This is a genomic window from Haemophilus sp. SZY H53, assembly GCF_054332375.1.
The window spans coordinates 55,399-77,378 of the sequence record NZ_JBTGNV010000010.1; the positions used below are offsets into that span (position 1 = coordinate 55,399).

Sequence of the window (21,980 nt, forward strand, 5' to 3'; positions counted from 1 at the left end):
TTTAAATTTAAAATAGAAAGTAACATATGAATTATTCCAGATATTTTATACCTCTAATTAAACCTGATTTGTAAATTTAATTTAATATAGTGGCTTTCATTCTCTTTATACAACCAACCAAAATAATATTTTTTCTTAGCATTAGGATCCTTTAGTCCTGGTTGGCTCTCATTCTCACCAGTTGATGCCTGTTCAAACTTTGTGTTATTCAATAAATAATTCCTAAATAAATTAAAATCATAAATATGAAAACAAACAATATCACCATCATTCTTAGCAACAATAACTCCTCCAAATGAATCATATTCCCCAAGCCAAATATTTTCAGAAGTCATCCCCATAGCTGATTCTGCTAAAAACTTTTTTAATTTATAAACATACATTCTCTGCTTATTATCATCATCGGTCTCATAAAAATCTAACGGATCCTCTTTTTCCAAGAGTTCGGCAATCTGGGAAAGAGAAGATTCGTTTTTTAAATATCTATAATATAAACTCCAAGCTATAACCTCTGGTAAATCACCATCAATCATTTTTAAATTTTTCTGTAACTGCCTGGAGTCAATTCTATCAAACGAAATTTTTGTACCTAGTTCATTTAGTTTATTTATTCGCGATACAATTTTGGGTCTATCGATTATAGTACTCTCATTAAATTCTTTTATATTTATAGAGTCTGTTAAAAATTTAACTTCATATCTAAAATTATTACCTGGTCCAGTATTGAATAAAGTAGATTTTCTTCCAAGTAGAGATTTAATGCTAAAACCCAATTCAGTTTCACTGGCCAGACGATGGTCATAAATTCTTAATCTTATGTCGACTTTAGAATTCGAGCTTGCTTTTGCAGTAAGAATACAGTTATCAGATAAAAACTGTTGAATATTAGGAATAGAAAACGTTCTTTCTGATTTAGTTTTTATTGAATCTAATATTTGTTTTGATATCTCATTAAAATCATCAAATGTATATTCCTTCAATAAAGTATTTTCATCATTAATAACACGATATACTTTTAAATGGTTATCTACTCTATCAAATTCCAAACTATAATTCGCCTCGTCCTTAAAAGCTTTTATCACTTGATATGCATTATTACTATCACTACAAAGATTTATATCCGATTGATAAAGTACTCCATCTGATAATAATTTTATCAACACATACAGCTCACTCCATTCGCCAACATTGCCTCTAATTTCCATATTACTATTCCCTAATAACATAATTTTTCTAAAATTTTCTTACCTGTGGCTTGGATAGCCGGCACTGCCACTGAATTACCAAATTGTTTATACGCTGATGCATCAGAGACTGGAATAACATAACTATCTGGAAATCCTTGCAACCTTGCCCATTCTCGTGGAGTCATTTTACGAATTCCTTCACGATTTACCTCCCCTTTAATATTTGTAGTAGGAGTAAAATCCGTAATTCTATGGTCGATTACAAGATTACGTTCACGTCCCATACCTCCAACTACAATCGCATTGGCTATTCCATCATCTGGAATAATTTCATAACCAAAACCATTACCTTTACTCTCATGACGTTCTTTATGTTTTCTTAAAGTATCAATATACTGAGTTGATAGATAATATTTAGTTGGAACAGTTTTTTCTTCCTTAATATCAGCAAAAGTTACAATTTTATCTAAAGGTTCGGGATAACTAAAACTATTAACACCAGTGCATTTATGAAAGCCTACGATATAAATTCTTTCTCTATTTTGTGGAACACCAAAATTCTTAGCATTAATAATTTCTGGCTCAGAGACAAAATAACCTAGATCTTCTCTTAGTACATTCAATATAGTTTTTAATGTTCTACCTTTATCGTGGTTTTTTAATCCTTTTACATTCTCTAAAAAAAATGCTTTGGGCTGATGGCGACGTATAATTTCTGCAACATCAAAAAACAAAGTCCCTCTAGTATCTTCAAACCCTCCACGTTTTCCTGCAATAGAAAATGCCTGACAAGGAAAACCAGCACATAAAATATCAAATTTTTCAGGAATAAAAGCCTTTGTTTCTTCTAAGGTAATATCTCCATAAGGCAAATCTCCAAAATTAGCCTCATAAGTTTTCTGTGCCTGCTCATCCCATTCACTAGAGAAAATGCATTTACCACCCAAATTTTGCATAGCAATACGAAATCCACCAATACCTGCAAATAAATCAATAAAAGTAAATTTTTCTTGTGAATTAGGCTTAGACTCTGGTTCAAATAAACTATATTGTGCAGCGGGTTCTTCTAACAAGTTATCATCTAACACATCTTTCATAAATTGCTTTCTGTATCTCTAAACTAAACTTTTCAGGATTTTTTAATACATCCTTTCCCCAAAATCGAAATATTACCCAACCTTTAGAAATAAGATAATCGTTTACTTTCTTATCCCTATTCATATTATACTCAATTTTTGAAATCCAAAAATCTTTGTTACTTTTGATATCATACTTTCGAATATCCCAATCCTTTCCATGCCAAAACTTACCATCAATAAAAATTGCAATTTTGTACCTTTTAAAACTTAAATCGGGAGTACCAAAAATGCTTCTATCATTCTTACGATATCTTAATCCTAAAGCCCATAAATATTTAGCTAGTAGTAACTCAGGCTTTGTCCCTTTATTCTTACTACTAGCTTTCATACATTTTTACGTTGCTCAAGGGTTAATTTATCCATAGCTGATATACTGTTTAAACAGTAAATTTAAAGCAACCAAATAAGACTAACTACAACGCTTCAATCGCTTTATACTGCTCTTGGATTTTTTCTAATCCAGATTGGTATTCCGCTTGTTTTTCGCGTTCTTTGCCGATAACCGCTTCCGGGGCTTTGGCGACGAAGGCTTCGTTGCTGAGTTTGTTTTCGATACGTTTAACTTCGTTTTGATATTTTTCAATCTCTTTAGCTAAACGGGCAAGCTCTGCTTCTTTATTGATAAAGCCAGCCATTGGTACAAGTAATTCAGCATTGCCAACGAGTTTCGCTACCGCAAGTGGTGCGGTTTCGTTTGCGGCTAATACTTGAACGTTATTTAATTTCGCCATGGCTTTTAAAAGAGCGGTCTGTTTTTCAAGAATTTTTGCGTTTTCTACGCTTAAATTACGGAATAACAGATCTAAGCCTTTACTTGGTGCGATGTTGCTTTCTGCACGAATATTACGTACCGCAACGATCACTTCTTTTAACCACTCAATTTCAGCTTCCGCCTCTGGATCAAAGCCGTTTTCTTCCACTTGTGGGAAAGGTTGTAACATAATGCTGTCAGCAGTAATATCGACGAATCCTTTCACTTTTTGCCAAATTTCTTCGGTAATAAATGGAATCAGCGGATGTGCTAAACGTAATAATTTTTCTAACACGTGAACCAAGGTTTGGCTTGCCGCACGGATTTGTGCTGCATTGCCATTTGCAAATACTGGTTTAGTCAATTCTAAATACCAGTCGCAGAATTGGTTCCAGGTAAATTCATAAATTGCATTGGCACAAAGGTCGAAGCGGTATTGGCTTAATGAGTTACGGAAAGTTTCGACTGTGCGATTGAATTCTGATTGAATCCAACGATCCGCTAATGAGAATTCGATCTCGCCTTCGCTTAAATCTAATTTTTCATTCGTTAAGACGAAACGGCTTGCATTCCATAATTTGTTACAGAAGTTGCGGTAGCCTTCTAAACGTTTCATATCCCAGTTGATGTCACGACCATTTGAAGCCAATGCCGCTAATGTGAAACGCAATGCATCTGTACCGTGAGCCGCAATACCTTCAGCAAATTCTTTGCGCGTTGCTTTAGCAATTTTCTCTGCTAATTGCGGCTGCATCATGTTGCCAGTACGTTTTTCAAGTAAATCGTCAAGGCTGATACCGTCAATCATATCGATTGGATCAAGTACGTTACCTTTCGATTTCGACATTTTTTGGCCTTGTTCATCACGAATCAAGCCTGTTACGTACACCGTTTTGAATGGCACTTGTGGTTTGCCATTTTCATCTTTCACGAAGTGCATCGTAAACATAATCATACGCGCAACCCAGAAGAAGATGATGTCGAAGCCTGTGATTAACACATCGGTCGGGTGGAACATTTTGAGCTCTTTAGTTTGCTCTGGCCAACCTAAGGTAGAGAACGTCCATAAGCCTGATGAGAACCACGTGTCTAATACGTCTTCATCTTGTTTAAGTTCAACCGTAGAATCTAAGTTATATTTTGACCGCACTTCTTCTTCGTTACGCGCAACATAAACATTGCCTTCCGCGTCATACCACGCAGGAATACGGTGTCCCCACCAAAGTTGGCGAGAGATACACCAATCTTGAATATCACGCATCCAAGAGAAGTAAAGGTTTTCATATTGTTTCGGCACGAATTGGATTTCGCCATCTTCCACCGCTTTAATCGCCACATCGGCAAGCGGTTTCACGCTCACATACCATTGGTCGGTTAGCATCGGCTCGATTGGCACACCACCACGGTCACCATAAGGCACTTTAAGATCGTGTGGTTTAATTTCGTCTAATAAACCCAGCGCTTCAAAATCTGCCACAATTTTCTTACGTGCAGCGAAACGCTCTAAGCCACGGTAATCCGCAGGAATCGTCGCTTCATAGCCAGCAAGTGGTTTGCCGTCTGTGCCAATAATTTCCGCTTCATCACGAATATCTGCGTTTAAGGTTAACACATTAACCATCGGCAAGCTGTGACGTTTACCCACTTCGTAGTCGTTGAAGTCATGCGCAGGGGTGATTTTTACCACGCCTGTACCGAATTCACGATCGACGTATTCATCGGCAATAATCGGAATTTCACGGTTAGCCAGTGGCAGAACGACCGTTTTACCGATTAAAGATTGATAACGTTCATCTTCAGGATGCACCGCTACCGCAGTATCGCCCAACATGGTTTCCGGACGCGTGGTTGCCACCACTAAATAATCTTTACCGTCTGCTGTTTTTGCACCATTGGCTAACGGATAACGGAAATGCCAAAGCGAACCTTTGCTCTCTTTGTTTTCCACTTCTAAATCAGAAATCGCGGTGTGAAGTTTTGGATCCCAGTTTACTAAACGTTTGCCTCGGTAAATCAAACCTTCTTCATGCAAACGAACAAATACTTCTTTTACCGCATTGGATAAACCATCGTCCATGGTGAAGCGTTCACGTTCCCAGTCAATTGAGTTCCCTAAACGACGCATTTGTTGGCTGATTGTGCCACCTGAATAGGCTTTCCAATCCCAAATTTTGTTGATGAACGCTTCACGGCCATAATCGTGGCGGGTTTTGCCTTCTTCTGCGGCAATTTTACGCTCCACCACCATTTGAGTTGCAATACCCGCGTGATCTGTTCCCGCTTGCCATAAGGTGTTATGCCCTTCCATACGGTTAAAACGGATTAAGGTATCCATTAAGGTTTGTTGGAAAGCATGCCCCATGTGTAGAGAACCCGTTACGTTCGGAGGCGGAATCGCAATGCAATAGCTCGGCGCGTTTTCATTTTCAGACGGTTTAAAATAACCGCTCTCTTCCCAATGTTGATAAAGGGCTTGTTCTACCGCAGACGGATTAAAACGGTCTGCCATTTCGAATTTTTGTGTCATTGTTATTCTCTTTTTGTAGGGTGGGCTTTAGCCCACCGTTTAAATTGAAATGGTGGGCTAAAGCCCACCCTACATTACTACATTACTACATTACTAATTATTGTAAGGACTTATAAAAATCATTTATTTGTTTATCTATATCTAAATTATATTGGTTGCAAGAATCTATTTTTTCTTGCTCAGATATACTTGAAGGATAAACCCATGCACTACATTTTTTCTTTTGACTTTCCAATTCTTTTATTCTAGTCAGGATAGAACTATTTTTTGAAGGTGCATTTTTGATCAGTTTAGTCTTTTCATTCTTTAATCTTTCATAATCACTTTCTAGTAAGTTATATTTCTTATTAATTTCATCTAGGACTATTTTTTTATTTTCTATGGCACTTTTAAGAATTTGATTCTCACTATTTAATTTATTGATAACACTTTCTTTCTCTATTTCCATCTGAGAAAAATGCTCAATTCTATTCTTTAAGGTCTCATTATTTGTAGAGTTTATATATTGCATAAGAAAAAACATTCCTGTACTGACTGTCATAGCTGTCGCGACTACAGAACCTAAAAGCCATTTAATAGGATTATGACTAATGTTATTCTCAAAACTCATTAATAATCCCCTTGTTTATTTTAAATCTAATAACATAAAACAGTTCTTCAATCGGATAAATCCTCCGAATCACCTGTTTCAATTCCGCCAAACTCATATTCTCCTGCTTCGCATGCTGTTCCGTCAGTTCATCAAGAGTAATCGGCGATACACTTAACACTTCAATCGTGCAGAAATATTGATTATCTTCAAAGCGCCCCACACGTAAAATATCACCTGCTTTAAAATGGCTTTCGGATTTATCTCGAATCGTGATGGTTTTACGCCCAGCGAGAATATCGGCTTCAAAGCGTTGATAAAAGGTAATATCGTTCATAAAGTGCGGTCAATTTTTAAGTGTTTTTTGTAACCATCCCTCTCTTTGGCAAAGAGGGGTGTTTTTTATATCGTTATACCTGCTCCGTGCTCAACGTCCAGCCTAACTGTCTCAGTTGTTTATAACGTTCACGCGCTTGAGCTTTTTGCGTTTCTTCTACCGGTACAAAATCAATTAATTGTGTAAAGCTGTGACTAAAATCCGGCACTTCCATTTGCAAATTGATCAGCAAGTCACGACGTTGGGCATTGCGTTTGCCTTTCCAACTAATCTCAATTGGCGGTGCATATTGTGTTGCTTCGCCTGAAAGATTATGAGGAACAAACTCATTTGGATCCCGTTGCCATAATGCTTCATCAATTAAAAATGCTTGCTCTTCTGTTTCGCACGCGATTAAAACTCGCTTACCTAAACGCCACGCTTGAGCGGCAAGATCACAGGCAAGTTGCTCAACTGTTATCTTCTTTTCTGGATTTAAGAGATAAAATTGTGCGTTTTTTGCCATGATTGCGACTTCCCCATTTATCGTTTTGTAAACTGGCGGATTTTATCAAAAAAGCAGCAAAAAATAAATCATCAACAAGGTGATTAAAGTAAATAGAAAAAACACGGAAATTTTTTACCGCACTTTTATGATCTACATCACAAAAGTAACTTTTAACCTTTATGTTACATTCCATTCATAACTCGCAGGTGTTAGAATTTTCAAGATTTATTTTTATTTTCGATGATAGGAGTATCACATGGCATTTCGTATTGAAAAAGACACTATGGGCGAAGTTCAAGTTCCTGCAGATAAATACTGGGCAGCACAAACCGAACGTTCTCGCAACAACTTCAAAATTGGTCCGGCAGCCTCTATGCCGCACGAAATTATTGAAGCGTTCGGTTATTTGAAAAAAGCCGCGGCTTTCGCAAACTGTGATTTAGGTGTATTACCTGCAGAGAAACGTGATTTAATCGCAACCGCCTGTGATGAAATCCTTGCAGGGAAATTAGACGACCAATTCCCATTAGTCATTTGGCAAACCGGTTCAGGTACACAATCAAACATGAACGTGAACGAAGTGGTGGCAAACCGTGCTCACGTTTTACATGGTGGTAAATTAGGTGAAAAATCATTCATCCATCCAAATGATGATGTGAACAAATCACAATCTTCAAACGATACTTTCCCAACTGCAATGCACATTGCCGCATACAAAAAAGTGGTTGAGCACACCATTCCTTGTGTAGAACGTTTACAAAAAACTTTCGCTAAAAAATCAGCAGAATTTAAAGATGTAGTAAAAATTGGTCGTACTCACTTAATGGATGCCACCCCATTAACATTAGGTCAAGAATTCTCTGCTTATGCTGCACAATTAGATTTCGGTTTACGTGCACTGAGAAATACCCTTCCACACTTAAGCCAATTAGCGCTTGGTGGTACTGCAGTGGGTACTGGTTTGAACACACCAAAAGGCTATGATGTGAAAGTGGCAGATTACATTGCAAAATTCACTGGCTTACCATTCGTGACTGCAGAAAACAAATTTGAAGCGTTAGCCGCACACGATGCGATTGTGGAAACTCACGGTGCAATTAGACAATTAGCGATGAGCTTATTCAAAATTGCAAACGACATTCGTTTATTAGCATCAGGCCCGCGTTCTGGTATCGGTGAAATCTTAATTCCTGAAAATGAACCAGGTTCTTCAATCATGCCAGGTAAAGTGAACCCAACTCAATGTGAAGCATTAACCATGGTGTGTGCACAAGTATTCGGTAATGATACCACTATCGCGTTCGTTGGCTCACAAGGTCACTTCCAATTAAACGTATTTAACCCTGTAATGGTGGCGAATTTCTTACAATCTGCACAATTATTGGGTGATGCTTGCGTATCATTTGACGAACACTGTGCAACCGGTATTCAACCAAACTACCCACGCATTAAACAGCAATTGGAAAATTCATTGATGTTAGTGACTGCACTTAATACACACATCGGTTACGAAAATGCAGCAAAAATTGCAAAAACTGCACACAAAAATGGTACAACCTTACGTGAAGAAGCGATTAACTTAGGCTTAGTTTCAGCCGAAGATTTCGACAAATGGGTTCGTCCAGAAGATATGGTGGGTAGCTTAAAGTAAACTCCCCCAATAATTTGATGTCAAAGGCAGGTATTCCTGCCTTTTTATTTGTGTTTTTTTAGAGGGCTTTTTTGTTATAATCACGGCAATATTTTTGATATGAAAAAAACTATGAAACTGAAATTTATTATTGCTGCCATTTCAGCCTTATTTTCCACCGCACTTTTTGCCCAATGGCAACCTGTCGGCAATGCTGAATACACATGGGGGCCATTCCATGTTTATACTGTCGGCTTATATTCTGAAACGGGTTCCTATGAAAAAAATGAACGTCCGTTAATGTTTTCGATTAAATATGAAAAACCAGTAGAAGGAAAAAACTTCGCCATTGCTTTAACCAAAGAAATGGAATCACAAAATTTAAGTAAAGATGACACCACGGCATGGCTCAAAAAAATGCAGGAAATCTTCCCTGATTTTTCACCAAACGACATCTTAAATTTTGTTGCCTTAGCCGATAAAGGCTATTTTGTATTAAATGACACGGTGTTAGATCACGAATTCGATCAAAAGTTTACACAAGCATTTATTGATGTGTGGCTTTCAGATAAAAGTAGTTTTATCAAATTACAACCGCAATTATTAGGTAAAGAAAAACCGGCTCACGATAGCAAAGAATTTCAACATCAACCTGCAAGCGAGCCTTTTGATGAAGAAAATACGATGCCGGAATTACCACCAAATTACGATTTTAAACAAGACGCAAAAGGATAAACAACAAGGGCGAACATGATATGGTTCGCCCTTTTCCTTTATTGTTTCACTTGCTGTTCTAAAAACAAGATCATCTGCAATGCAATATCAATGCCACTGGTCTTCTCAATCATTTCTAATCCTGGACTAGCATTTACTTCCAGCACCAATACCCCTTCTTTTGAGCGAATCAAATCAACACCGGCTACCGCAAGTCCTAAGGCTTTAGTTGCACGGATGGCGATGGATTTTTCCTCTTCTGTGAGTTTAACTTTTTCTGCAGTGCCTCCACGATGAAAATTTGCACGAAACTCGCCATCTTGTCCAATACGCTGCATTGTGGCGACGACTTTATCACCGATCACAAAGCAGCGAATATCTGTTCCTTTTGCCTCTTCTATAAAATCTTGTAACAAGACAGGCACATTCGCATCTTTTAACGTTTCTAAAATACTGACCGCACTTTGTGGACGTTCCGCCAAGATCACCCCAATACCTTGTGAGCCTTTTAAGGTTTTAATAATCATTGGCGCGGTTGTTTGCTTAATGGCTTGTTTCGGCTCAACTTCACAACCTGATAAGACTGAATTTGGTACTGCAATACTTTGCTCTAATAACATCTGCAAACTGCGCCATTTATCGCGAGCGGCTAAAAATGCTTGTTCTTCATTAAGGCAATAGACGCCTTTTCCTTGGAAATGTCGCAATACCGCACAGCCCATTTGAGTGCTTGTCGTCCCAAAACGTGGTAACACAGCATCATAATCAGGCAATAAATAAAGTTCACTTTCTGCATTTTGTTGATAATACAACGAAAAGTGCGGTTGATTCTTGTCGAGTTTTAAAATGCAACGATTAGGATCCAAAATATCCATTTGATGCCCACAACTTTCTGCTGCTTCTTTTAAACGCTGGCAGCTATAAAGGCGAGGCTCACGGCAAAGCATCAATAATTTCATTCAGTTATATCCTTAGGAAAAGAGGAGTTGATATATTACACCAATCACAATAATCCTGAAAAATGATTTCTGCTTTTGTGGAAATAGAGTAAAATCGTTAGGAATTTTGTTTAAATAAAAGGAAAATTTTATGTTCGTAGTTATTTTTGGTCGTCCAGGCTGCCCTTATTGTGTACGTGCAAAAAACCTTGCTGAAAAATTAAAAGGTGAAGTGGCGGATTTCGATTATCGCTATGTAGATATTATCGCTGAAGGCATTTCTAAAGCAGATTTATCAAAATCTGTCGGTAAAGAAGTGGAAACTGTGCCACAAATCTTTATCGATGAAAAACCAATCGGCGGTTGCACTGATTTCGAAGCATTAATGAAAGAACAATTTAACGTTGTGGCTTAATTTATTCTATTCATATTAAAGTACGGCTTGTGTAAAAAAAACATCAAAAGACGTTTTTCTACACAAGCCGTACTTTTTCTTTTTATCTTATTTTTGATCTGCATCACAAAACCCATTTAATATCACTCTTTATAATTAGCCATTGAATAAAAAACCCTTTAGAATGCACCTTATTTTACTTATTTTTTATTACTAAAGGGAAATCATTATGAAGATAACCAAAGCCGCTGTCGCTGGAACACTTGAGTCTAGCGATGCTTTAATTCGTATTGAACCTGCTCACACGTTATCTATTGAAATCAATAGCTCTGTCGGAAAGCAATTCAGTGAAGCCATTGAACAAACGGTCAAAAATACACTCGCTCAACTCAACGTCACAGAAGCGCTAATTATCATAGAAGACAAAGGCGCATTAGACTGCGTATTACAGGCGCGCGTAAAAGCCGCCGCATTACGTGCAAGCGATGAAACCGTTAACTGGGAGGCCGTGCTATGAAATTAAGAAGAAGTATGCTGTTTGTACCAGGCTCAAACGCTGCGATGTTGAGCAATAGTTTTATTTATAAACCAGATTCCATCATGTTTGACTTAGAAGACGCAGTCGCCCTCAAAGAAAAAGATTCTGCCCGCTTATTAGTCGCACACGCACTTCAACACCCGCTTTATCAAGAAATCGAAACTGTGGTGCGGGTTAATCCGTTGGATTCCGAATTCGGTTTATTGGATTTAAATGCCGTAGTGCGCGCCGGTGTTGATGTGGTGCGGATGCCGAAAACCGAAACTGCACAAGATGTGGTTGATATGGATAACGCAATTACCGACATTGAGAAAGCCTGCGGTCGCGAAGTAGGTTCGACCAAAATGTTAGCGGCCATCGAATCGCCATTAGGTATCACTCAAGCAAACCAAATCGCCACCGCCTCCAAGCGTTTAATCGGTATCGCTCTTGGTGCGGAAGACTATGTGCGCAATCTTAAAACCGAACGTTCGCCGGAAGGCATCGAATTGCTCTTTGCCCGCTGTTCGATTTTACAAGCAGCGCGCGCCGCCGGTATTCAAGCCTTTGATACCGTGTATTCCAATGCCAACAATGAAGAAGGTTTCTTAAAAGAAGCGGCATTAATTAAACAGTTAGGCTTTGATGGCAAATCCTTAATCAACCCGCGTCAAATCGAACTCCTGCACAACTTGTTTGCACCGACACAAAAAGATGTGGAGCAGGCCAAACGTATTATTGAAGCAGCTGAAGAAGCGGAAAAACAAGGTTCCGGCGTCGTTTCCTTAAACGGAAAAATGATTGATGCGCCGATTATTGATCGTGCAAAACTCGTGTTAGAACGTGCGAAATCAGGCATTCGTGAAGAGTAAGGGAGAAAAAAGATGACAACAAGAGAACAACGCATTGCCAAATTCAATGCCAATCGTCCGGTGTATCAAGCAGTTCCAAAAGCCGAATCCCTTGCCCGTACGGCGAAAGACCGCAAACTTTGTGCCTCTTTGGAAGAAGCAATTAAACGCTCCGGCTTAAAAGACGGCATGACCGTATCTTTCCACCACGCCTTCCGCGCTGGTGATTTCATCGTTAATATGGTGATGGATAAAATTGCCGAAATGGGCTTTAAGAATCTGACCCTCGCCTCTTCATCCTTAATCGACAGCCACCACCCGATTATCAACCATATCAAAAACAGCGTCGTAACCAAAATCTATTCTTCCGGTTTACGCGGTGAGCTCGCCGAACAAATTTCCCGTGGTTTATTGGACGAGCCGGTAAACATTCACTCCCACGGCGGCCGCGTACATTTGGTCAAATCTGGCGAACTGAAAATCGACGTCGCCTTTTTAGGTGTGCCTTGCTGTGACAAATTCGGTAACGCTAATGGCTTTAGCGGCAAAAGCAAGTGTGGCTCTTTAGGTTATGCCCGCGTAGATGCCGAATACGCCGACAAAGTCGTATTGCTTACCGAGGAATTCGCCGATTATCCGCACCACCCGATCAGTATCGGCCAAGATCAAGTGGATCTCATTGTGCAAGTGGATGCTGTCGGTGATCCGAAAAAAATCGGTGGCGGCGCTACCCGTATGACCTCCAACCCACGCGAATTATTAATTGCCCGCAAATGTGCCGAAGTAATTTTCGCCAGCGGTTATTTTAAAGACGGCTTTTCCTTACAAACTGGTACCGGCGGTGCTTCCTTGGCGGTAACCCGATTCTTGGAAGAAAAAATGGTACGTGACGGCATTAAAGCTGACTTTGCTCTCGGTGGTATCACTGCCAACATGGTAGATTTACACGAAAAAGGCTTAATCAAAAAACTCATCGATGTGCAAAGTTTTGATGCGGTTGCCGCCGAATCCCTTGCACGTAACCCAAATCACATTGAAGTATCCGCTAACCAATATGCCAACTACAGCTCCAAAGGCGCCTCCGTTGAGCGTTTAGACGTAGTGATTCTTTCCGCCTTGGAGATCGACACAAAATTTAACGTGAACGTATTAACTGGCTCCGACGGCGTAATTCGCGGTGCATCCGGCGGTCACTGCGATACGGCGTCTTCCGCACAAGTGGCCATTATCGTGGCGCCATTAGTTCGTGGTCGTATTCCAACGGTAGTGGAAAACGTGATTACCTGCGTAACGCCGGGTGAAAACATCGACATCTTAGTGACCGACCACGGTGTTGCCGTTAATCCGAAACGTCCAGATTTAATCAATGCCTTATCTGATGCCGGCATCCCGTTATTTACCATCGAACAACTTTGCGAACGCGCTTACAGTTTAACCGGCAAACCAAAAGAAATTGAGTTTACCGATAAACCGGTCGCCGTTGTTCGTTATCGTGACGGAACGGTAATTGATACGGTGTATCAAGTCAAAGAATAATGCTACAAAAAATCGCCTCCTTAACCCTCCTTAATAAAGAGGCGATTTATAGCATCCACAAAAGTGCGGTCATTTTTAAACACGTTTTTAGCGCAATATGACAATTTCCCTAAATCATTTTTCCACCGATGGAACAGAGATTTCTCTAGAACAGCTTTTAACGGCGCGTGAGGAACGAGCAAGTTTACAGCAACAGCTGTTAACCCAATATGGGCAAACCTTGCTTTGCGTCACCCTAACAGCGGTGGGCGGGGTGAAGAAAAATGCCCTGTTGGATTATGTCTTTACAAAAACATTGGAAAATCTGACCGCACTTTTTATGCAGTTGAACATCACGCCCACAAAGGAAATTATTCGTCCGTTAGCAACGGGGCATGAGGCGTTTTTTGTGTTGCCGATTGATGGTCGTGCGCTGAAAGCGGCAACGATCGAATTGGAGGAAAGCATACCCCTTGCCCGTTTATGGGATTTGGATGTGTTCGATGCGAAAGGTAATCTGCTGAGCCGTGCAGATTTTGATATTCAGCCAAGAGCCTGCCTAGTGTGTGGCAATGAAGCGAAAATCTGTGCCAGAACTCGTAAACACGCCGTTGATGAAATTGTGGCAGAAATGCAATCCCGCGCCCAACGCCATTATATCGCGGAATATATCGGTGGGCAGGCTTATTCAGCATTGGTGCAAGAAGCACGCTTGTCGCCGAAACCAGGGTTGGTGGATACCATCAACAACGGTTCGCACAAAGACATGAACCTGCATACCTTTGAGCAAAGTGCGGTAAGTTTACGCCCTTTTTTTACGCAATTCGTACTCAAAGGCATGACCACCGCCCATTTGCCTGAAAAACAAATCTTAGCAGAGATTCGTCCAATTGGTCTATCAGCAGAAAAGGCAATGTTTGAAGCAACAAATGGCATTAACACCCATAAGGGAGCCATTTTTTCCTTCGGCTTGGTGTGTACTGCAATGGGGCGTTTATTAGCTCAACAAAATGTAATTCAAAGTTCAGTAAAGTTTGATATAAACTCAATCTGCTCACTTGTTGCTCAATTTGCTCAGGGTTTAACAGATGAACTCAAACATTATCCCGAGCATTTTCCAGTCACAGCCGGCGTACGCTTATTCAGAAAATACGGTTTAACCGGCGCTCGTGGTGAAGCGGAAAGTGGTTTTAATCTTATTCGAACGTTGTTACCTCAATTTGATGAGTTTCATCAATTGGATGAAGAACATCGTTTACTGATTCTGTTGTTGCATTTAATGGCGACCAATCCTGACACTAACGTGGTTCACCGTGGCGGTTTGGATGGGTTAAATTTTATACAACACACAGCTCGAGATCTGCTTGCAGATCATAAAATTGTATTAGATAAAAATATACTGATACAAGCATTAATGAAATTTGACATCGCCTGTATTGAACTAAATTTAAGTTCAGGTGGTAGTGCTGATTTACTAGCACTGGCAATTTTCTTTTTATCATTTAGAGGTAATTAATATGGCATTATCAAAAAATGCAAAATTGGCGATCTTAGCGGTTATCCCTTTGATCACCTTCTTATTGCCTGCTCCAGAGGGGCTTTCTCTGATTGCTTGGCGTTTACTCGGAGTTTACATTGCTACTATTGTCGGGCTTGTAATAAAGCCTTACGGAGAACCAGTAATTTTACTCGCAGCAATTGCTGTTTCAGGTATCATTATAGGTAATACTGAAGGCGCAAAAGAATTAGTCAAAGTAGGGAATATGTTGGATGGTTATAAATCAGGCACAACATGGCTTATCTTTACGGCTTTTACCTTAAGCTCAGCATTTGTAATTACTGGATTAGGCAAACGAATTGCCTATCACATGATTGGCGCCATGGGTAGCACGACCCTACGACTTGGTTATGTAACCATGTTCTTGGATTTACTGCTTTCACCTGCAACGCCATCTAATACAGCGCGTTCAGGCGGTATCATATTTCCAATCATTAACAGTGTGGCGGTAGCACTTGGTTCAGATCCTGAAAAAAGCCCGAAGAAGGCTGGTCGTTATTTGATGATGAACGTATATATGGTGGTAAAAACCACGTCCTACATTTTCTTAACCGCAATGGCGCCTAATGCTCTCGCACTTTCATTAATGGCTCCAATTTTGGGGTTTGAAACTACCTGGATTAAATGGTTCTTAGCCGCCTCTGTGCCTGGTTTAATTTGCTTATTCTTAATCCCATTAATTTGTTACTGGGTCTCTCCACCTGAATTAAAAGAAGTCGATAATAAAGCTATTGCAAAAAAAGGTTTAGAAGAATTAGGGCCAATGTCTTTCCGTGAAAAAGCACTTAGCGTGTTGTTTGTCATTGCCTTATTCGGTTGGATCTTCTCTGATACGCTTCATGTGAATGCGACTATCGTAGCCATTATCGTAATGGTTCTTTGCATTATGTTAAGTATTGTAACGTGGGATGATATTCTAAAAAGTAAAGGGGCATGGAACACCTTAGTCTGGTATGGTGGTATCATTGGTATGTCGGGTTTACTGGAAAAAGCCGGATTCTTTAAATGGTTGGCTAACACATTAAGTACCACTCTTCAATTTGAAGGACATGGCATGATGGCTCTCATCGTGATTCTGACTTTAAGCGTTGCAGTACGTTATTTATTTGCTTCAGGCGGTGCATACGTAGCAGCAATGGTACCTGTATTTGCAACTGTTGGGCATGTTGCGGGAGCACCTGCTGAGTTACTTGCACTAGGCTTAGTTTTTGCCAACGCTTACGGTGGTTCTGTAACACACTATGGCGGTGGTCCTGGACCAATTGCATTTGGAGCGGGCTATAATGACATTAAATCTTGGTGGATCGCTGGCGCAATCATTGCATTTGGTAGCTTAATTATCCACTTAACTATCGGTATGGCATGGTGGAAATTATTAATTAGCTTAGGTTGGTTATAATATAAATTCAAAAGTGCGGCTAGATCCTTATTTCAACCGCACTTTCCTGCTCGGTTAAACTGCAATCATAAGTACAGCTCATTGTACGATCGTAACTCACAGCAAACCAATGAGTATCATTCCATAGCGTGGAAATAATCTTCTATGTCTACGCAAAAATTCTCCATCACATGCAAGTATTCACAGAAAATTTCGACATTAAAGATCCGATGATACATGCTAAAAGCATTTTCAATGGGCGCATAAAGTGGATCAAATGGAAAAGGATAATTCTCGTTATTATATTGATGGTTAATCTAACGATGAGCTCACAAATCGTGATACTCATTACATTAATTTTCTGGCAATTTTGCCAAGAAAGCATAACCGCCTTTTTCACTCATTATTTCAACATTAGAATCCGCTGTAATAAATGCTGACTCACCTTGTTTCAAGGTAAGTGCGGTTGATTTTTCTTGTATTTTTAGCTCGCCTTGCATCACCAATAAAATGCCTGCACTTTGAAGATTTAATTCAGTATGTTGTTGTGGTTCAACACGAATTTGAGCTAAAGCAAAATCGTTTACTGGCGTTTTATAAGTAAATTCTGACTGATTTTGAGGTGCCGCTGAGATAATTTGAGGTGTTACTTCGCGACAATCCACAATTTTTAATAATTCGACAATATCGACATATTTTGGTGTTAAGCCACCACGAATCACATTGTCAGAACAGGCCATTAACTCCACATTTTGTCCGCGAAGGTAAGCATGAGGAATACCCGCATCTTGGAAAATGCCCTCTCCTTCTTTCAAATACACGATATTAAAGAGATAAAAACACACCAGGCCGGCATCTAATTTTTCAGGCGAAATCGCCATGGCTTCCATGGTATAAAGCACCCAATAATCCGGGTTATCTAGCGCCAACTCGCCATTTCTATAAGGCTGTTGGTTAGCTTCAATAATAGGTAATAGCCAATTTGCGAGCGTTGATTGATCCGCCAACATAACATCTGCATAAAATTCAGCAAGGCTTTGTGTGTCAAGTTTTTCAGTCAAAGGTTGCAAAGGGGGTCGCGCATTTAATGTCGCAAGGATTTGAGCTTTTGTTTTAAAACCATGTAAAAGCCAGAAATCAGATAAGGCAATCATCATTTCTGGTTTATGATTTCTATCTTTATAAGTCCGCGTGCTGTCTGTTAAGGCCACGCCTTTTGCATTTTCAGCCTCAAAGCCCTTTTCAGCTTGCGCTTTAGTTGGATGCAATTGAATCGATAACGGCTTTTCAACATCTAAAATCTTTAACAAATAAGGGAGTTCATCACCAAATTGCTGGCGGCTTGCTTGCCCAAGTGCGGTTGGATTTTGCGATAAAAATTCAATAAGAGATTCTTGGTTACTTACATTCTCAATCACGGAAGGCGCAGATGGATGCGCACCTAGCCACCACTCAGCACAAGGTTGATCTTGCTCTGAATTTAATCCAATCAATGATGCAATATAGTTTTTTCCGCCCCATGCATAATGCTGTACTTGGCCAGTTAATCGATAAATCATTTTTGCCTTCCTCAAAAAGAATAAGTATAAAAAAATCCGCTCATTTAAAGCGGATCTTTTAATCAGTGAATCTTATTTCTTTAAAGTTAGAACAATAGATTCTCCAGCAATCACCTCACCCGATTTTTTCTCAATGCATGAAATTTCATCCATGTTAGAGATAACCACTGGTGTTAAAACTGATTTCGCTTTTGATTCTAATGTTGCTAAATCAAATTCGATTACTGTGTCGCCGCGTTTCACGCTTTGCCCTTCTTGTGCAATACGAGTGAATCCTTCACCTTTTAATTCAACAGTATCAATACCAAAGTGAACAAATAATTCAACTCCCTCTTTTGATTCCATTGAAAATGCATGGTTGGTTTCAAAAATTTTACCAATAACACCATCAACAGGCGCCACAATTTTGTCACCTGTTGGGCGAATTGCGATACCATCACCCACGATTTTTTCAGAGAAAACAACATCTGGTACATCTTCGATATTCACAATCTCACCAGAAAGTGGCGCATAAATTTCCACTTCCACAGCTTTATTTTCTTTTGAACCAAATAATTTGTCAAATAAGCCCATTTTAATCTCCTATCTATTAAAGATGGCTGATATTTTAACGTAAAACTTTGTTTTTGTATCTAGTTTAACGATTTTTCTGCTAAAAAAGCCTGAATTAATTGTTCAATTTCAGCAGATGTTGGTTTTTGTAATGCTTCATCCGCCAAGGCTTTTACCTCTTGATAATTCACATGACGCACTAATTTTTTAATACGAGGTACAGAAATTGCACTCATACTAAATTCATCCAAGCCCATACCGAGTAACAATAAGGTCGCGCGTTCATCACCGGCTAACTCGCCACACATCCCCGTCCATTTGCCTTCTGCATGAGAGGCATCAATCACTTGTTTAATCAAACCAAGTACTGAAGGTGACATTGGATTGTATAAGTGAGAAATTAATTCGTTACCACGGTCAACGGCTAAGGTATATTGCGTTAAATCGTTTGTACCAATACTAAAGAAATCCACTTCTTTCGCTAAGAATTTCGCATTCACTGCCGCAGATGGGGTTTCAACCATGACACCTACTTGAATACTTTCATCAAAAGCCTTACCTTCTGCACGTAATTCGGCTTTTAACGTTTCAAGCACAGATTTTAACTCGCGAATTTCTTCTACCGAAATAATCATCGGGAACATCACGGCAAGTTTACCAAATGCCGAAGCACGTAATACCGCTCTTAATTGCGCATGTAAAATCTCACGACGATCAAGGGCAATACGCACTGCACGCCATCCAAGAAATGGGTTCATTTCTTTTGGTAAATTTAAATATGGAAGCTCTTTATCACCACCAATATCCATGGTACGTAATACTACTAAGCGGCCTTCCATTGCTTCAACCACTTCTTTATAAGCAATGAATTGCTCTTCTTCGCTTGGTAATTGATCACGATCCATAAAGAGGAATTCTGTACGGTATAAACCTACCCCTTCTGCACCATTACGATGTGCCCCTTCACAATCACGAATCGTACCAATATTCGCAACCACTTCAACTTTATGGCCATCAAGGGTCACTGCCGGTAAATCTTTTAATTTCGCTAATTCTGCTTTTTCTTCAGCGAGTTTTACTTCTAGTGTTTTTAATTCGTCAATTTCAGCTTGAGTCGGATTCACGTAAACACGGTTGTTCACGGCATCTAAAATAAGATAATCACCGGTATTCACTCGCGCGGTCACATCATTTGTCCCAACAATGGCCGGTAATTCAAGTGAACGAGCCATAATAGAGGTGTGAGAGGTTCTACCACCAATATCCGTGATAAAACCTAATACTTTTTCTAAGTTTAATTGAGCAGTTTCTGATGGGGTTAAATCGTAAGCCACAAGGATAGACTCTTCGGTAATATCACCAAGATCGACAATGTGCATACCTAAAATATTTTTGATTAAACGATTACCAATATCACGAATATCACCCGCACGTTCTTTTAAGTATTCATCATCAATCTCAGACAACATTTCAACTTGTTGATCGATGATTTTACTTGCTGCCACACTCGCATTTACTTTGTGTGAACGAAGATAATCAATAATCTCTTCTTCTAATTCTTCATCTTCAAGGATCATTAAATGGCCTTCGAAGATAGCCGCTTTTTCTTCACCTAAAGATTTTAACGCGCGTTGATGAATAGAATTAAGTTGCTCAACGGCTGCTTCACGGCCCGCATAAAAACGAGCAACTTCTGACTCGATTTGATCTTCTGAAATTTTTTGGAAATCCAGAACAATTTTTTCTTCTTTTAATACTAAAGCTTTACCAAAAACGATACCTGGCGATGCTGGGATACCTGTAATCATAATTTTACATTCCGAAATAATTTATTAAAAGCTAAATAAACAATAGCCACAGAATAGGAATTCTGTGGCTATCGTCAATTATTCTAAAGTAGGAATTAATGCTACTAAATGTTCAACGGCTTGTTGTTCGTCTTCACCTTCTGCCGAGATGGTAATTACAGTTCCTTGCGTCAAACCTAAGGTTTGTAGCTTAAATAAGCTTTTAGCACTTGCGCTCTTGCCTGCAGAAGTAACAGTTACATCCGAAGCAAAAGCTTTTGCTTCTTTTACGAACTGTGCCGCAGGGCGAGTATGTAAACCATTAGGAGCCGTAATCTCTACATCTTTTGAGAACATAATGTTACCTCTACATAGTAATAGTAAAATTCAAAAAACAATCTTATAAATCCGCAGTAGTATCCCTGTTAAGTATAAAATAATCAAGGAAAAACATAAAAAAAATTGAGCGATATCACAAAATTTAAACGTTTGCTTACTAAGTAAGAATAAAACATATACTACACAGAAAAATGACGTTGTGATTTTGTCTCACTCAGGCTTTCAATGAGGCGATGATAATTTTCATAGCGTATTGGTGAAATCCGCCCTGCCTCTACCGCTTCGCGTAATGCACAGCCAGGATCGTTCAAATGCTTACAATCTCGGAATTTGCACGTCCCTAAGAAATATTGAAATTCACGATATCCTTTGGTGATCTGATCTGGCTCCAAATGCCATAAACCAAACTCACGAATACCCGGTGAATCAATCAAATTGCCGCCTTGTGGTAAGTGGTATAAACGAGAAGAAGTCGTGGTATGTTGCCCTAAGCCTGAGGTTTCACTGATACCGCCTACCTGCGCATTAACTGTTGGTAAAATATGGTTAATTAAACTGGATTTACCTACCCCTGACTGCCCCACAAAAATGGATGTGCCATCACTTAAAAGTGCGGTCAATTTTTCCATATTTTTTCCGGTTTCAGCAGAAATGATGATGGTCTGATAACCAATATCACGGTAAATCTGTAATTGGCTTTCCACTTCCTGCTCTTGCTCGGCATTCAGTAAATCGCCTTTATTCACCACAATGACAGGTTCGATCCCTGCATTTTCACACACCACTAAATAACGATCGATAATATTGAGTGAAAGTACCGGTACAACGGCAGACACAATAATAATACGATCGATATTCGCCGCGATTGGTTTCAACCCATCATAATAATCTGGGCGAGCAATTTCATTTTGTCTTGGGTGAATGGCTTCAATCACCCCACTCACTCCTTGGAGCTGTTCATTGCCTTGTCGCCAAATCACTTTGTCTCCAACCACAAGACTAGAAAGTGTACGACGTAAATTACAACGGAAAATTTCGCCTTGTGCATTTTCCACATCTGCATGAACTGAATAACGCGTAACGACTATCCCATCTTGGCTTTCACCTAGCATATCATCTTGCCATTCCACTTCTTTCTTCTTGTGGCGATGCAAGGCTTTCGCGTTATTTGATTGAATTCGACGAGTTTGATTTTGCGTTAGTTTACGTTTGCTCATAAAGTGCGGTCGTT

At 39.5% G+C, this 21,980-nt stretch carries 21 protein-coding genes; 8 read left to right on the forward strand and 13 right to left on the reverse strand.

What is annotated here, in order from left to right:
- Positions 1-53 precede the first annotated feature (53 nt).
- From ACXVWB_RS09565 to ACXVWB_RS09595, 7 genes are all read right to left on the reverse strand, one after another.
- Positions 54-1,205, reverse strand: a complete 1,152-nt coding sequence (locus ACXVWB_RS09565) for an HpaII family restriction endonuclease (protein ID WP_458485343.1) — start codon at positions 1,203-1,205, stop codon at positions 54-56.
- Between the two features lie 11 nt (positions 1,206-1,216).
- Positions 1,217-2,284, reverse strand: a complete 1,068-nt coding sequence (locus ACXVWB_RS09570; protein ID WP_049355398.1) for a DNA cytosine methyltransferase — start codon at positions 2,282-2,284, stop codon at positions 1,217-1,219.
- Positions 2,265-2,654, reverse strand: a complete 390-nt coding sequence (vsr, locus tag ACXVWB_RS09575) for a DNA mismatch endonuclease Vsr (protein WP_289902463.1) — start codon at positions 2,652-2,654, stop codon at positions 2,265-2,267. The genes ACXVWB_RS09570 and vsr overlap by 20 nt, the downstream gene beginning before the upstream one ends.
- Before the next feature lie 85 nt (positions 2,655-2,739).
- Positions 2,740-5,604 carry a valine--tRNA ligase gene (valS, locus tag ACXVWB_RS09580; protein ID WP_297569310.1) on the reverse strand — a complete coding sequence of 955 codons (2,865 nt, stop codon included), beginning with the start codon at positions 5,602-5,604 and terminating at the stop codon, positions 2,740-2,742.
- A 97-nt stretch (positions 5,605-5,701) separates the two neighbouring features.
- The gene (locus ACXVWB_RS09585) at positions 5,702-6,214 is read right to left on the reverse strand and encodes a hypothetical protein (RefSeq protein WP_289902465.1); all 513 of its coding nucleotides are present in this window, start codon (positions 6,212-6,214) and stop codon (positions 5,702-5,704) included.
- Positions 6,204-6,530 carry a N(4)-acetylcytidine aminohydrolase gene (gene yqfB, locus ACXVWB_RS09590; RefSeq protein WP_289902466.1) on the reverse strand — a complete coding sequence of 109 codons (327 nt, stop codon included), beginning with the start codon at positions 6,528-6,530 and terminating at the stop codon, positions 6,204-6,206. The genes ACXVWB_RS09585 and yqfB overlap by 11 nt, the downstream gene beginning before the upstream one ends.
- A gap of 73 nt (positions 6,531-6,603) precedes the next feature.
- Positions 6,604-7,035: a DNA polymerase III subunit chi gene (locus ACXVWB_RS09595; protein WP_049364362.1), complete on the reverse strand. Its 432-nt coding sequence runs from the start codon at positions 7,033-7,035 to the stop codon at positions 6,604-6,606.
- Positions 7,036-7,273: 238 nt separating this feature from the next.
- Here ACXVWB_RS09595 and fumC point away from each other — a divergent pair, with 238 nt between their 5' ends.
- Both fumC and ACXVWB_RS09605 read left to right on the forward strand, forming a co-directional pair.
- On the forward strand, positions 7,274-8,668 hold the full coding sequence (fumC, locus tag ACXVWB_RS09600) for a class II fumarate hydratase (RefSeq protein WP_288506007.1): 1,395 nt from the start codon (positions 7,274-7,276) through the stop codon (positions 8,666-8,668).
- Between the two features lie 111 nt (positions 8,669-8,779).
- Entirely contained in the window at positions 8,780-9,382 is a 603-nt protein-coding gene (locus ACXVWB_RS09605; RefSeq protein WP_054418949.1) for a chalcone isomerase family protein, read from the forward strand.
- Between the two features lie 38 nt (positions 9,383-9,420).
- Here ACXVWB_RS09605 and ACXVWB_RS09610 read toward each other — a convergent pair whose 3' ends face one another.
- Positions 9,421-10,320, reverse strand: a complete 900-nt coding sequence (locus ACXVWB_RS09610) for a RimK family alpha-L-glutamate ligase (RefSeq protein ID WP_289902468.1) — start codon at positions 10,318-10,320, stop codon at positions 9,421-9,423.
- A 130-nt stretch (positions 10,321-10,450) separates the two neighbouring features.
- Between ACXVWB_RS09610 and ACXVWB_RS09615 the strand changes: the two genes are divergently transcribed.
- The 6 genes from ACXVWB_RS09615 (at position 10,451) to ACXVWB_RS09640 (ending at position 16,533) form a co-directional block, all read left to right on the forward strand.
- Positions 10,451-10,714 carry a GrxA family glutaredoxin gene (locus tag ACXVWB_RS09615; RefSeq protein WP_005695639.1) on the forward strand — a complete coding sequence of 88 codons (264 nt, stop codon included), beginning with the start codon at positions 10,451-10,453 and terminating at the stop codon, positions 10,712-10,714.
- Between the two features lie 208 nt (positions 10,715-10,922).
- On the forward strand, positions 10,923-11,210 hold the full coding sequence (citD, locus tag ACXVWB_RS09620; RefSeq protein WP_128787066.1) for a citrate lyase acyl carrier protein: 288 nt from the start codon (positions 10,923-10,925) through the stop codon (positions 11,208-11,210).
- Positions 11,207-12,082, forward strand: a complete 876-nt coding sequence (gene citE / locus ACXVWB_RS09625) for a citrate (pro-3S)-lyase subunit beta (protein ID WP_289902469.1) — start codon at positions 11,207-11,209, stop codon at positions 12,080-12,082. Before citD ends, citE begins: the two co-directional genes overlap by 4 nt.
- 12 nt (positions 12,083-12,094) lie before the next feature.
- The gene (gene citF, locus ACXVWB_RS09630; protein WP_458485344.1) at positions 12,095-13,597 is read left to right on the forward strand and encodes a citrate lyase subunit alpha; all 1,503 of its coding nucleotides are present in this window, start codon (positions 12,095-12,097) and stop codon (positions 13,595-13,597) included.
- 97 nt (positions 13,598-13,694) lie between these two features.
- The gene (gene citG / locus ACXVWB_RS09635; RefSeq protein WP_289902471.1) at positions 13,695-15,092 is read left to right on the forward strand and encodes a triphosphoribosyl-dephospho-CoA synthase CitG; all 1,398 of its coding nucleotides are present in this window, start codon (positions 13,695-13,697) and stop codon (positions 15,090-15,092) included.
- 1 nt (position 15,093) lies between these two features.
- Entirely contained in the window at positions 15,094-16,533 is a 1,440-nt protein-coding gene (locus ACXVWB_RS09640; protein WP_289902472.1) for an anion permease, read from the forward strand.
- A 332-nt stretch (positions 16,534-16,865) separates the two neighbouring features.
- On the opposite strand, the gene manA is transcribed toward ACXVWB_RS09640, so the two are convergent.
- The 5 genes from manA to rsgA all read right to left on the reverse strand — a co-directional run bounded on the left by manA (position 16,866) and on the right by rsgA (position 21,966).
- Positions 16,866-18,071: a mannose-6-phosphate isomerase, class I gene (manA, locus tag ACXVWB_RS09645; RefSeq protein WP_289902473.1), complete on the reverse strand. Its 1,206-nt coding sequence runs from the start codon at positions 18,069-18,071 to the stop codon at positions 16,866-16,868.
- A 72-nt stretch (positions 18,072-18,143) separates the two neighbouring features.
- Entirely contained in the window at positions 18,144-18,644 is a 501-nt protein-coding gene (crr, locus tag ACXVWB_RS09650) for a PTS glucose transporter subunit IIA (protein ID WP_049355414.1), read from the reverse strand.
- A gap of 59 nt (positions 18,645-18,703) precedes the next feature.
- On the reverse strand, positions 18,704-20,431 hold the full coding sequence (gene ptsI / locus ACXVWB_RS09655) for a phosphoenolpyruvate-protein phosphotransferase PtsI (protein ID WP_049355415.1): 1,728 nt from the start codon (positions 20,429-20,431) through the stop codon (positions 18,704-18,706).
- Between the two features lie 78 nt (positions 20,432-20,509).
- A complete protein-coding gene (gene ptsH, locus ACXVWB_RS09660; protein ID WP_049355416.1) occupies positions 20,510-20,767 on the reverse strand; it encodes a phosphocarrier protein Hpr in 258 nt (85 codons plus the stop codon).
- 161 nt (positions 20,768-20,928) lie between these two features.
- Complete coding sequence (gene rsgA / locus ACXVWB_RS09665) at positions 20,929-21,966, reverse strand: small ribosomal subunit biogenesis GTPase RsgA (RefSeq protein WP_128787062.1); 1,038 nt, start codon at positions 21,964-21,966, stop codon at positions 20,929-20,931.
- Positions 21,967-21,980 lie beyond the last annotated feature (14 nt).